Source organism: Burkholderia sp. Ed8 (genome assembly GCF_040761425.1).
Taxonomy (GTDB): Bacteria; Pseudomonadota; Gammaproteobacteria; order Burkholderiales; family Burkholderiaceae; genus Burkholderia; species Burkholderia seminalis.
The window spans coordinates 2,576,270-2,588,805 of sequence record NZ_CP142885.1; the positions used below are offsets into that span (position 1 = coordinate 2,576,270).

Sequence of the window (12,536 nt, forward strand, 5' to 3'; positions counted from 1 at the left end):
AATCCAATGACATGAATTCGATTCCATCAGGAATCGCCAGTCCCTATCATGCAACCCGATGCATCGCGACGGCAAGTCCGAACGCCGGATGCAGTCCCGGCGCCCGACCGAATCGGTGCGCCCGCTCCCTTCTCGATGAGGATGTCGAACCATGTATGCCATTACCGGTATCACCGGGCAGGTCGGCGGCGCGCTCGCCCGAACGCTGCTCGCCTCCGGCCAAACCGTACGCGCGGTCGCGCGCGCCGCACACCGCGCCGCACCGTGGGCCGAGCGCGGTTGCGAGGTCGCGGTTGCCGACATGACCGACGCCGCCGCGCTGACGGCGGCCTTCGCGAACACCGACGGCGTCTTCGTCCTGCTGCCGCCGTACTTCGATCCGTCTCCGGGGTTCCCCGAAACGCGCGCCGTCATCGATGCCGTCGGCACGGCGTTGCGGGCGGCGCGTCCGCGCAAGGTCGTCTGCCTGTCGACGATCGGCGCGCAGGCGACACAGGTGAATCTGCTGACGCAGTTGACGATGATCGAGCAGGCATTCGCCGATTTGCCGTTGCCCGTCGCGTTCCTGCGTCCCGCGTGGTTCCTCGAGAATGCCGCCTGGGATGTCGCGACCGCCCGGGACACCGGTGTCGTCCACAGTTTTCTCCAGCCGCTCGACAAACCGGTGCCGATGGTGGCGACCGACGACGTCGGCCGGACCGCGGCCGCGCTGATGCAGGACGAATGGACCGGCACACGCGTCGTCGAGCTCGAAGGGCCTCGCCGCGTCAGCCCGAACGACCTCGCGGCCGCATTTGCCCGCGTGCTCGGGCGCCCGGTGCACGCCGAAGCCGTGCCGCGCGACACATGGGCGGCGCTGTTCGATGCGCAGCACATGCGTTACCCCGAACCTCGCATGCGCATGCTCGACGGCTTCAACGAGGGCTGGATCGATTTCGAGTCGGCGCGCGCGGATGTCGTTCGAGGCGAAATCGACGCCGACGCCGTGCTGCGCCGGCTCGTCGCCCGCGCCGGCGAAGCGTAAACGGAGCGCCGGCGGGCGCGGCGGCCTTGCCGCGCCCGCCGTCAGTTACGCCTCGCCCGCATGCGCCCGCGCGCGCACCTCGGCAAACGTCGTATCGACGAGCAACCGCCCCGTATCGAACACGGTCTCGAGCGCGTCGTCCCACTCGCCTTCCAGCATGCGGTCGTCCCACGCGACGGGCAGCGTCACGGTCCGATACTCGCCGGTGCGCCGATTGCGCAGCAGCGTGAGCCGCCCCTGCTTCGAACGCTTGCCCCGGTCGGTGACCGGATCCTTGCGAACGTCATGCCACACGCCGCCGCGCCGGACCGCCGAGCACTTCATCGCGAAGCGCTGCGTATCGCGGTTCACCTGCTGCAACAGCGCGCCGCCCATGCCGAACACGACGTTGCCGGCCGCATAGCCCGCGTCGTCGAGCGCCGTCAGGATCGCTTCGATCGACGCCTCGTCGACACCGTCGCCCTGAATCACGCGCACGCGATTCAGCACGCGACGCCCCTTGCCGTTTACGGTCGAACCGAACGACGCGTCGAGCGCGCGCACGGTCTGCAGCACGATCGTCACGGGATCGCCCGAATCCGGCCGCACGACGAGCGTCGCCCCCGAATCGATCACGGCCTGCCGCAGTTCGCCGCCCCACAGATCGAGCGCGGCGAACAGATCGTAGGAATCCGACACGACCGACACGATTGCACCGGGCAACCCGAAGCGGCGGATCATGTTGCGATACGCATCGGCCTCGCCGTCACGGCCCCACGACGTGATCGTGCTGTGCTCGGCGGCCGGCACCGAGTACGCGGCCATCGGCTCGCGATAGAAGCGGTTCGCGGCCAGCACGCCGAGCACCGTGTCCGAGCCCATGAAGTTCACGAGGTGCGCTGCGCCGCCGATCGCGGCCGATTCCGCGCTCGATACGCCGCGCGCGCCGAAGTCGTGCAGCTTGAACGGCAGTTGCGCGAGATCGTCGTCGGCCTTTTCGAGGAAGCGGCGAATCGTCTGCCGCAGATGCCAGCTGCGCGTCGCGACCGTCACCGGATACCAGATGCGCAGCAGCATCGTCTCGAGATAGGACGCAAGCCAGAACACCTGCGGATCGTCGCATTCGACGGTCATCAGCACGTTGTGCACCGGCACCACCGCGCCCTCGGGCACCGCGCGGATCTTCACCGGCAGGTAGCCGTCGTAGCGTTCGACGATGTAACGCCACCCGGCTTCGTTGAACGGCTCGCCGTGTACCGCGAAGAAATCGCGTGCGTCGTCGATCATCGCGGGCGTGACCGGCTTGCACAGATATTCCTTCAGCAGCATCTGCAGGCCGAAGAACAGCGTGCGGTCGTATCGGCCGCCGCGCGATTCGACGTACGAGAACATCGCCGACGCATCGGGCGGATACTGCAGGAAGTGGGAAGCCTTGTAGGAATCCGTATTGAGAATCGGATTGGCGAGAACCGCGGCAAAGCCGCCGGGATCGTTTTGCATGGCTAGAGCTCCTCTAGGCCGTTGAAGTGCCGCCGCGTCTGTCGCGGCGGACGGAATGCGGGGAATCAGCGGATCACAGCTTCCCCAGGAAGTGGTACGCGATGTCGAAGTGATCCTCGAACATCACGTTGCGCATCTGCGCGAACTCGTTGAGCGGCACCCAGCGCGCCTTGTCGGCGTCGTCGCTGCCCTTCACGCGCGGCAGTTCGCCGGTCGGGAAGTTGAACAGGCATGCGTGCGTGATCGTGCGGCCGCGCAGCGAGCGCGTCGGATGATCGAATACCTGGCGATCCTTGATCGAGCCGCGCAGCACGGGCTCGGGCAGCTTGAGGCCGGTTTCCTCGCGCAGCTCGCGGATGCAGGCCGCGTCGAGCCGCTCGTCCTGGTTCACGAACCCGCCCGGCAGTGCCCACAGGCCGCGCCCCGGCTCGCTGCGGCGACGCACCAGCAGGATGTGGCCCGAGTGCACGACCACCGCGTCGACCGTCACGAACGTGACGGGATACGGTGCGGCCGCCCACGCCTTGCGATACGCGGCGATGAATTCGGCTTCCGACTTCAGCTGCGCGAATTCCGGCTGCGTGCGAAAGCGCTCGAGCCAGCCGAACACGGGTTCCGGCACGGCCCACTGCACGAAGCTGTTGGTGCGTTCGGCGAAATACTGGTCGCGGATCTCGGTGGCGGAAATGTCTTCCGTCGCATCGACGTCGACGAGCTCCCATTGCGGGAACATCCGCAGGTAATACGACGTGGCGTCCTTCTCGTGGCCGATCAGCCCGACCTTGCGCTGCGCGACATCGCCGAGCGTGACGGCCACGGCCTCCTGCACCCAGCGCACCCAGTCGCCGTCGTTGTACGTCGAATCCTGCAGCGGCGCGATCGTCACGCGGTCGCGCTCGGACGCGTCGAGCAGCGAAGCCAGCATCTGCCGGCGCTCGTCGAACGAAAACGGATCCTTGATGGTGCGGGGCTTGTCGGTCGACCCGATCAGCACGCACACGCGCTCGGCCCGGCTCAGTGCCGACTTCAGCACGTTCAGGTGACCACGATGCGGAGGCTGGAAACGACCAATGAAAACGAGCGCGTCGAAGCGCCGGTTCTGTTGCGTACTCATGAGGCTCCCTCAAGAGATTGAAACGCTCCGGGTCTGTCCCGAAGGGTTGGAATGAATCCTAGGGGAAATCCCGAGGTGCGTCAATCACACGCAGTCGAGCGCATGCTCGACTTGACGAAGTATGACGAAACGCAGGTTATTGGCGGGGTACACTCGATTGCATCCCAATCCACGCCTTCGCGCCCGCCATCATGAGGATCTCAGTCAGCCGGACCGTCGGCGTCGATCGCAGGCGCCTCTTCACGTGGTCGCAGGATTATGCGCGGCGGCTCGTGTGGGACAGCTTCCTCACCGACGCCTACCTGCTCGACGGGACCACGGCCAACGTGGGCGTCGACGCATTCTGCCGCAGCCAGTCGGGCGCGACGATGGTGTCGCGCTACATCTCGTACCGTCCGCCGCAGGTCGCCGCCGTCGAAATGGTCGAAGGGCCGAAGGTGCTCGAACGCTTCAGCGGCAGCTGGAACTTCACCGAACACACGCCCGGGTCGACCGAGGTGAAGTTCACGTACAACTTCCGCGCGCAGCCGTCCTGGCTGCGCTGGCTGCTCGAGCCGCTGATCGGTGCGTTCTATCTCGTGCAGACGCGCCGGCGTCTCGATTCGTTCAAGCGCTGGGCCGAAGCCGAAGCGCTGCCGCACTGACCGCGGGAGCCGCGCACGCGCCCTGTCACGGTATCGACACGAACACGATCCGGGGAGCCCGATATCCCGAACCGCGTGCGGCAACGTCACATGACGGCTGCGTGACAGCCGTCGGCCCACCTGATGAGGAGATGATCGTGTTCGGCATTTGCGTTGTTCTCACGCCGGCCGCGACCCTGTACCGCGTGTCGACGTCCGGTTCGACCGCTAACGCGTCACGAACGCTTCGGTGCCCGATTCGCGGCGCAACGTCACTTCCATTCCGGTCAGCCATCCTGACGATTTCAGGATCGGGCGCGCGATCGCGTACAGGCGGTCGGCGCTGGCGCCATGGAAATACAGGTAGCCGTCGTTGCCGTCGCGATGGAGCTCGGTCTCGCCGAGTTCACCGGCCCCCGCCCGCCGCACCGCGCGATCGAGCCGTTGCTCGAGCCGGTGAAGGCGTGCGTCGTCCTTCGCGTCGTAGTCGAAGTGGATCATCACGACCGGCCCGGGCGTTTTTGGCGGCGACTGCGCGGCAACGTTGCCAACGAAGCAGGCCAGGCCGATCGATGCGGTCATTCCGGTTCTTTTGAGCATGTCGATAACGGTTGGGCAACGCCCTTTCAGGTCAACGCCCCGCCACGCGCCACCTGCTGACGGACCTGCGCGTGCGTGCCGAGCGCCGCGGCGATCGCGTCGACGGCTTCGGCCGCGCGCGCCGCGCCGCACATGAACGCGTCGACGGCCGCGAAGCGATGCTCGGGCCACGTATGGATCGTGATGTGCGATTCGGCGAGCAGCACGACCCCCGTCACGCCGTGCGCGCCGCCGAAGTGATGGAAATGCGCGCCGATCACGCGCGCGCCGGCCCGTTGCGCGGCGTCGGTGAGGATCGCTTCGAGCCGTGCCGCGTCGCGCAGCAACGCCGCGTCGGCGCCGGCCAGGTCGGCCAGCACGTGCGAGCCGAGCATCGCGCGTGGCGGCTCGATCCCGTCGCGCGCGGTCATTTGTGCGACCCGTACGACGAGTAGCCGCTGCGGGCTGACGAACTGCCCCAGCCGCTGCCGCCCGACCCGCTGCCGCCGATCGATGCGCAGCTGAACAGCGTGACGACGATCAGGCCGTAAATGCCGTAGAGGATGTACCGGATCACGACTTGCCCCCGTCCGACGCAAAACCCTTCCACAGCCATTCCGGCAGCCACAGCACCAGCAGGCCGATCAGCACGTAGACGGTACGGCCGCTGAACGCGAACAGCGATCCCATGTTGAAGATCACGAGCAATGCGCTGAACACCCACGGCAGCGGCGCGAAACTGTGCGGACCTTTCCCGCCGAACAGGCCCGTCGATGCGGCCGCGCCTGAAGCGGCCGCCGCCGTCGCCAGCGCCGGCGTGCCGAAACGTTCGGCAAGCGCGCTGCCCGACAGCGGCCGTGCGCGCGACCAGACGATTTCCGCGTCGCTGCGCTCGCGCGTCAGCTTGTCCTTCTGCCAGCCATAGTCGACGATCGACGTGCGATCGCCCACCTGCACGCGCCAGTTGAACGCACCGACCACGTAGACGACCTCCGAGTCGTATGCCTCGCGCAGCCGGTAGGTCTTGCCGCCGTCGATCACGTCGGACTCGCCGCCGATCGTCGGCCATTGGTCGAGCACCTGCACGCGCTCCCAGCGCCCTTCGCTCTGCACGAGCCACAGGAAGCCGCGCTTCGGGTTCAGCAGCAGGTATTCGTCCCAGGTCTCGGCGTCGCCCGGCACGCGGCACCGCATCATGCCGATCACCGTGTACTTCACGCCGTCGAACGTGCCGATCGCGCCGAGTTCCAGCGCGCCCTTCACCGCATCGAGCTTGCGCTGCGCGGCGAACACGGTCTGCTGCTCGGCCGTGCATTGCACGCCCGCGTGGCAACTGCCGCACACGACGTAGTCGGCCACGTTCGGCAGATACGTCAGCGGCGCGCCGCAGCTCGGGCACGCGAACGGCACCATCTCCGCGCCGCGCTTCTCGCGCGTGTCGTGTTCGGTATCGCGCAGCCCGGTGAATGCGAGCGCATCGAATTCCAGCGCTTCGCCCGTATAGACGGCCGGACTGCCGCCGTTCGAATCGGCGTCGGAATAGTCGTAGGTCGCGAATGCATTGCCGGTCCGCAGGTCGACGACGCGCGCCTCCCAGCCGGCGTCGACGCGAAACGGCAATTCGCCGTCGCCGCCCGTGCAACGCGCGGTACGCACGTCGGACACGAGATACGCCCGGCCGCCGTGGTCGATCCGCATGCCCGGCTCGAGCGTGCCGAACGCGGGCCACGCGCCGCCGGATGCATCGTCGGGCTCGCGCACCGTGACCGCGTACTGGCCCGACGCATCCGACAGCCAGCCGAACGCGCCGTCGTCGAACACGACGTACCACTCGCTCCACGCGCCGGCGTCGTAGGTCATCTGGATGCGGCCGAGCACCGTGAACGCACGTTTGCCGTAGCGCCCGGCCGTACCGATCTGGATCGGCGACGCATCGTCGATCACGGTAGCCAGCTCGCCGATCCGCTCGACGTCGGCGCCGCGCTTGAGCAGCGTGCTGCGGCAGAACGCGCAGACGGCCATCACGGCCGCCGCCGAGCGAAACTCGACCGGCGCGCCGCACTGGGGGCACGAGGTACTGAACATGCGCGAGGCTTACCGGGTGAGCTTCGCGAGGATCTCGGCCTTCGCGCGCGAATATTCGTCTTCGGTCACGAGGCCCTTGTCGAACAGCGCCTTCAGCTGCTCGAGCCGCTGCACGTAGTCGGTACCCTCTGCCGGCGCGGCGGCGGGCGCGGGCGGTGCGGGCGGCGCCGGTTGCGCGGCGCCCGCGATCTGGCCGGCCATCGCCTGCCCGATCGCCGCGCCGGCGGCCAGGCCCGCACCGACCCCGGCGATGCCGCCCGGGTTTTGCGCGGCGAGCGGAATCGCCTGCGCCGTCTGGTATTGCGTGGCGCGTGCGAGATCGCCGGCCATCCCCGCGCCGATCCGCAGGTCGAGCGCCTTCTGCAGCTCGGCCGGCAGCGACACGCTTTCCACCGCGAACGCGTCGAGCGCGAGCCCGTAGCGCGTGAACACCGGCACCAGCGCCTCGGCCACGCGCTGCGACAGCAGCGACTGGTTCGCGGCCATGTCGACGAACGGCACGTCGGCCGAGCCGAACGTCGTGCTCATCGCGGTGACGACCAGGTTGCGCAACTGCTGCTCAAGATCGTCGACCGTGTACTGCGCACGCGTGCCGCTCACCTCGCGGTGGAACGCGGCCGCGTCGACGATCCGGTACGAGTAGATCCCGAACGCACGCAGTTGCACGAAGCCGAACTCGCGATCGCGGATCGTCACCGGCTGCGCGGTGCCCCAGCGACGGCCGAGCTGCAAGCGCGTGCTGAAGAAGTAGACATCGGACTTGAAAGGCGATTGAAAGAACTTGTCCCAGTTCTTCAGGTACGTCAGCACCGGCAGCGTATTCGTTTCCAGCGTGTACAACCCCGGCTGGAACACGTCGGCCACCTTGCCTTCGTTGACGAAGATCGCGACCTGCGTTTCGCGCACGGTCAGCTTGCCGCCGTACTGGATCTCCTGGTCTTCCATCGGGTAGCGCCAGGCCAGCACGCCGTCGGTGTCTTCCGTCCATTGCAGGACGTCGATGAACTGCTTGCGGATGAATGAACCCAGACTCATGTCGGTTTCCTCGGACGCGTGGCGCGTCAGGTCAGGCAGGCGGCATTGATGATGCCGACGACGAGCGACGCGGTGCCCATCAGGCCGCCCATCGCGATGTTGCGATCCTCGATTGCATGATTCATGCCGGGCATCAGGCGCGTCAGCGCCGCATAGGTGATCAGTTGCACGATCATCGCGCCGACGGCCCAGACCACGACTTCGCCAAGCGTCGAGTTGTGCGCGATGCTGGATGCGAGCGTCAGGCAGAAACCGATCAGCGCGCCGCCGAACGACAGCGTCGCGGCCGCGTTGCCGTCGCGGATCAGCGCCAGTTCGTCGAACGGGGTGACCTTCAGGTACACTGCCGCGAACACAAGAAGCAGCACGAACGCCGACAGTAAATGAACCGCATAGAGATAGGCACTATTCATTCTTTCCCTCGGATTTTGTGCTCGGTTCGCCGCCCCGTCGCCGGCCGGCCCGCGCGGGGCCAGCGGTCAAAATTCCGCGCCAGTATATCCACATTGCCGATCGCTGCACAACGGACGCGCCATGCTGCATAAGCGCGCGCTCGTCCTGTCGATTCTCGTGCTCGCGTCGTGCGGGCTCGGCTACGAACTGATCAGCAGCGCGCTGTCGAGCTACCTGCTCGGCGATTCGATCCTGCAGTTCTCGTCGGTGATCGGCTGCTACCTGTTCGCGATGGGGATCGGCTCGTGGCTCGCGAAGTTCGTCGAGGACGACGACGTGCTCGACCGCTTCGTCGATATCGAGCTGCTCGTCGGCCTGCTCGGCGGCGTGTCGGCCGCGCTGCTGTTCGCGGTATTCGCGTGGCTCGCCGCGCCGTTCCGCGCGGCGCTCTACGCGCTCGTGCTCGCGCTCGGCCTGCTGATCGGGATGGAGATCCCGCTCGTGATGCGTGCGTTCCAGCAGCGGCGCCAGGCGTTCCGTCATACCGTCAGCGAAGTGCTGACCTTCGACTACCTCGGCTCGCTCGCCGTGTCGCTGATCTTTCCGCTCGTGCTCGCGCCGCGCCTCGGCCTGCTGCGCACGAGCTTCCTGTTCGGCCTCCTGAACGCATGCGTCGCGCTGTGGACGACACACCTGTTCCGCGACGAGATCCGCAACGTGCGCGGCAAGCTGATGCGCGCGTCGCTCGTGATCGGGCTGCTCGTCGCCGGCTTCGCCCTGTCGGACCGCATCACGCACTGGGCCGAGCACGGCGTGTACGGCGACGAGACGATCTATTCGGAAACGACGCCGTACCAGCGCATCGTGCTCACGCAGTGGCACGACGACCTGCGGCTGTACCTGAACGGCAACCTGCAGTTCTCGTCGCGCGACGAGCATCGCTATCACGAAGCGCTGATCCATCCGGCGATCGAGGCGCTGCCGTGGGCGAAGCGCGTGCTCGTGCTTGGCGGCGGCGACGGGCTCGCCGTGCGCGAACTGCTCAAGCATCGCAACCTCGAACAGATCACGCTCGTCGATCTCGACCCCGCGATGACGAAACTGTTCTCGACGTCCGCGCCGCTCGTCAGGCTGAACCAGGGCTCGCTGAAGGATCCGCGCGTGCGTGTGATCAACGACGATGCGGTACGCTGGCTCGAATCGAACGCCGACGTGTACGACGCGATCGTCGTCGACTTTCCCGATCCGACCAACTTCGGGCTCGGCCGCCTGTATTCGGTGCCGGTGTTCCGCCTGCTTGCGCGCCACCTGTCGGAGAACGGCTATGCGGTGATCCAGTCGACGTCGCCGTACTTCGCGCCGCACGCGTACTGGACCATCATCGCGACCCTGCACGAAGCCGGGCTCAACACGTGGCCGTACCACTGCTACGTGCCGTCGTTCGGCGACTGGGGCTTCGTGATCGCCGGCAAGCGCCGCGACTTCACGGTGCCGACGCGTTACTCGGTGCCGACCCGCTGGCTCGATGCGCAGACGGCCGCCGAGATGTTCCACTTCCCGGCCGACATGCCGGCGCTGCCGATGTCGCCGAACGAACTCAACGACCAGCCGCTCGTGCGCCGCTTCGACGACGACTGGAAACACGTGCTGCGCTGATGGACCGCCGCACGTTCCTCCTTGCGTCGGCGGCCGCGTCGCTCGCCGCATGCGGCCGCACCGGCTGGATCGAGACGACGCCGCGCGTCGGCTACCCCGGCATGCGCGAAGGCCACGCGTTGCGCGATCATGCCGCGCTGCCGCCGCCGTCGGGCACGATCGACACGGATGTCGCGATCCTCGGTGCCGGCGCGGCCGGACTGTCGTGCGCATGGCAGCTCGCCCGCGCGGGCCACAAGCGCTTCACGGTGCTCGCGGGGCCCGAATTCGGCGGCAATGCGGCCGGCGGGCGCTTCGGCGAACTCGGCTATCCCAAAGGCGCGCACTACCTGCCGTTGCCGTCGCTCGAATCCACGCATCTGCGCGACATGCTCGCCGATCTCGGCGTGATCGAATCCGCGCCGTTCTCCGCCCGCCCGGTGTACGACGAACGCGCGCTCGTCCATGCGCCGGACGAGCGGCTCTTCATCGCCGGCCAGTGGCAGGACGGCATCGTGCCGACCGCCGGCCTCGACCCCGACGCGCTCGCGCAGCAGGCGAAGTTCTTCGCGTACACGGACGGCCTGCGGACCGCGCGCGGCGCCGACGGCCGCAAGGTGTTCTGCATCCCGCTCGCGGAATCGTCGCGCGACCCGCGCTGGCGCGCGCTCGACCGGCGTTCGTTCCGCCAGTGGCTGCTCGACGAGGGCTACACCGCGAAGGCGCTGCACTGGTACCTGAACTACTGCTGTCGCGACGACTACGGCGCGGGCTACGAGCATGTATCGGCCTGGGCCGGCCTCCACTATTTCTCGTCGCGCGGCGGCCATGCGGGCGATGCGGGCGACGGCGCGGTGCTGACCTGGCCCGACGGGCTGCACACGATGGTGACGAAGCTGGGCGATTCGATCACCGCACGCACCGGCTCGAACGCGTGGTCGCGGGAAGGGTTCGCGGTGCGCGCGACCGAGCGCGCGGGCGGCGTCGACGTACTGTGCGCGCACCTCGGCGAGCACGGCACGCTGTCGACGTTCACGCTGAAAGCGCGGCGCGTCGTCTGCGCGATGCCGCTGTTCGTCGCGGCGCGCGTGTTTCCGCAGCTTGCCGCGTATGGCTTCGAACCCGCGCGCGACCTGCCGCCGCGCGCGCCCTGGCTCGTCTCCAACTTCCTGCTCGACGGCATGCCGGCCGAAGCGGCCGGTGTGCCGCTCGCGTGGGACAACGTCGTCTACGACGGCGCGGCGCTCGGCTATGTCGTGTCGACCCACCAGCTGATCCGGATGTCGCCGCCGACGCGTTCGGTGTTCTCCGCCTATCAGGCGTTGAGTACGCAAACGCCGGACGACACGCGCCGCTGGCTTGCCGACGCCAAGCCTGATGCGTTGCGCGAACAGGCCGCGATCGACCTGCAGGCCGTCTACGGACGCGAACTCTGGAAGCATGCGACGGCGCTCGAAATCACCGTGCGCGGCCATGCGATGGCGACACCCGACGTCGGCTTCCTGAGCCGGCCGGGCCTGCTTGCGCTGCGCGACGCCGACGGCCCGGTCGTGTTCGCGCATGCCGACCTGTCCGGGCTGTCGCTGTTCGAGGAAGCGTCGTACTGGGGCATGCTCGCGGCCCGGCGCATGCTCGCCTGACCACCGTCGTCCGTCATTGCGGTACCGCCGCCAAACGCTATAATCGCGCGACATTCCGACTGCATCGAGCAGGCCGACGGTGCCGCACCGTGCGACGCACCGTATGTCCTCCGCGACAACAACAATGACGAACCGAATCCATCGACGCCTTCGCCCGTTCGTGCGCGCCGCCGCGCGCGTGCTCGCGTGCGTCCCGCTGCTCGGCGCGCCGCCCGCGCTGCATGCGGCCGGCACCGCAGGCACCACCGGCACCGAGGCGGCCTCCGGGCGCTACATCGTCGTCGACACCGGCCATACGCCCGCGCACCCCGGCTCCACGGGTGCGAGCGGCCGCGTCGAATACCTGTACAACCTCGACCTGTCCGGCGCGGTCGCCGACAGGCTCGCCGCGCACGGCGACCGCGTGCTGCGCACGTCGGCCGACGGCCGCGAGATCAAGCTCGATCAACGCTCGACGCAGGCGCCGGATGCGAACCTGTTCGTGTCGATCCATCACGACTCGATGCAGCAGCAGTTCATCGACGCGGGCCGGCAGCGCGAATTCCGCGGCTTCTCGGTGTTCGTGTCGGAACGCAATCCGCGCTACGCGGAAAGCCTGCGTTGCGCGAAGGCGATCGCCGAACGCCTGGTCGCGGCCGGCGAACGGCCGTCGCTGTATCACGCGCAGCCGATCCGCGGCGAAAACCGCCCGCTGATCGACCCGTCACTCGGCATCCACCGCTTCGACGATCTCGTCGTGCTGCGCACCGCGCCGATTCCGGCCGTGCTCGTCGAAGCCGGCGTGATCGTCAATCCGGACGAAGAGGCACGGCTCGCGCGGCGCGAGACGATCCAGCGCCTGTCCGCCGCGATCGCGGGCGGGATCGACGCGTGCACGACGCTGCAATAAATGACGGGTTCGCCCGTCGGGTTCAACGGTTTTCACCCAG

General features: G+C 67.9%; 13 protein-coding genes. 5 read left to right on the forward strand and 8 right to left on the reverse strand.

Annotated elements, in window-relative coordinates:
• Window positions 1-151 precede the first annotated feature (151 nt).
• Entirely contained in the window at window positions 152-1,024 is an 873-nt protein-coding gene (locus VXM69_RS11765) for an NmrA family NAD(P)-binding protein (protein ID WP_367188644.1), read from the forward strand.
• Window positions 1,025-1,069: 45 nt separating this feature from the next.
• Here the strand turns inward: VXM69_RS11765 and VXM69_RS11770 are convergent, their stop codons facing one another.
• Window positions 1,070-2,503 carry a nicotinate phosphoribosyltransferase gene (locus VXM69_RS11770; RefSeq protein ID WP_367188645.1) on the reverse strand — a complete coding sequence of 478 codons (1,434 nt, stop codon included), beginning with the start codon at window positions 2,501-2,503 and terminating at the stop codon, window positions 1,070-1,072.
• 73 nt (window positions 2,504-2,576) lie between these two features.
• A complete protein-coding gene (locus tag VXM69_RS11775) occupies window positions 2,577-3,617 on the reverse strand; it encodes a bifunctional nicotinamide-nucleotide adenylyltransferase/Nudix hydroxylase (protein WP_034189376.1) in 1,041 nt (346 codons plus the stop codon).
• Between the two features lie 191 nt (window positions 3,618-3,808).
• On the opposite strand from VXM69_RS11775, the gene VXM69_RS11780 reads away from it, so the two are divergent.
• A complete protein-coding gene (locus tag VXM69_RS11780) occupies window positions 3,809-4,261 on the forward strand; it encodes an SRPBCC family protein (protein ID WP_034189375.1) in 453 nt (150 codons plus the stop codon).
• A 207-nt stretch (window positions 4,262-4,468) separates the two neighbouring features.
• On the opposite strand, the gene VXM69_RS11785 is transcribed toward VXM69_RS11780, so the two are convergent.
• The 6 genes from VXM69_RS11785 to VXM69_RS11810 are packed head-to-tail and all read right to left on the reverse strand — an operon-like array spanning window position 4,469 to window position 8,352.
• Window positions 4,469-4,822, reverse strand: a complete 354-nt coding sequence (locus tag VXM69_RS11785; RefSeq protein WP_245169483.1) for a hypothetical protein — start codon at window positions 4,820-4,822, stop codon at window positions 4,469-4,471.
• Between the two features lie 44 nt (window positions 4,823-4,866).
• A complete protein-coding gene (gene speD, locus VXM69_RS11790) occupies window positions 4,867-5,250 on the reverse strand; it encodes an adenosylmethionine decarboxylase (protein ID WP_367188646.1) in 384 nt (127 codons plus the stop codon).
• Window positions 5,247-5,396: a hypothetical protein gene (locus VXM69_RS11795; RefSeq protein WP_155291822.1), complete on the reverse strand. Its 150-nt coding sequence runs from the start codon at window positions 5,394-5,396 to the stop codon at window positions 5,247-5,249. The genes speD and VXM69_RS11795 overlap by 4 nt, the downstream gene beginning before the upstream one ends.
• The gene (locus VXM69_RS11800) at window positions 5,393-6,904 is read right to left on the reverse strand and encodes a DUF4178 domain-containing protein (RefSeq protein ID WP_367188647.1); all 1,512 of its coding nucleotides are present in this window, start codon (window positions 6,902-6,904) and stop codon (window positions 5,393-5,395) included. The genes VXM69_RS11795 and VXM69_RS11800 overlap by 4 nt, the downstream gene beginning before the upstream one ends.
• A gap of 9 nt (window positions 6,905-6,913) precedes the next feature.
• Window positions 6,914-7,939: an SPFH domain-containing protein gene (locus VXM69_RS11805; protein ID WP_069706815.1), complete on the reverse strand. Its 1,026-nt coding sequence runs from the start codon at window positions 7,937-7,939 to the stop codon at window positions 6,914-6,916.
• Window positions 7,940-7,965: 26 nt separating this feature from the next.
• Window positions 7,966-8,352 (reverse strand): DUF350 domain-containing protein, encoded by a 387-nt coding sequence (locus tag VXM69_RS11810; RefSeq protein WP_034189370.1) that lies wholly within the window; start codon window positions 8,350-8,352, stop codon window positions 7,966-7,968.
• 121 nt (window positions 8,353-8,473) lie between these two features.
• Here VXM69_RS11810 and VXM69_RS11815 point away from each other — a divergent pair, with 121 nt between their 5' ends.
• The 3 genes from VXM69_RS11815 to VXM69_RS11825 all read left to right on the forward strand — a co-directional run bounded on the left by VXM69_RS11815 (window position 8,474) and on the right by VXM69_RS11825 (window position 12,496).
• The gene (locus tag VXM69_RS11815; protein ID WP_049033466.1) at window positions 8,474-9,988 is read left to right on the forward strand and encodes a polyamine aminopropyltransferase; all 1,515 of its coding nucleotides are present in this window, start codon (window positions 8,474-8,476) and stop codon (window positions 9,986-9,988) included.
• Window positions 9,988-11,607 carry an FAD-dependent oxidoreductase gene (locus VXM69_RS11820; protein WP_367188648.1) on the forward strand — a complete coding sequence of 540 codons (1,620 nt, stop codon included), beginning with the start codon at window positions 9,988-9,990 and terminating at the stop codon, window positions 11,605-11,607. The genes VXM69_RS11815 and VXM69_RS11820 overlap by 1 nt, the downstream gene beginning before the upstream one ends.
• Before the next feature lie 124 nt (window positions 11,608-11,731).
• Window positions 11,732-12,496, forward strand: coding sequence for an N-acetylmuramoyl-L-alanine amidase (locus tag VXM69_RS11825; protein ID WP_034189367.1), 765 nt, complete (start codon window positions 11,732-11,734; stop codon window positions 12,494-12,496).
• The last annotated feature ends 40 nt before the right edge of the window (window positions 12,497-12,536 follow it).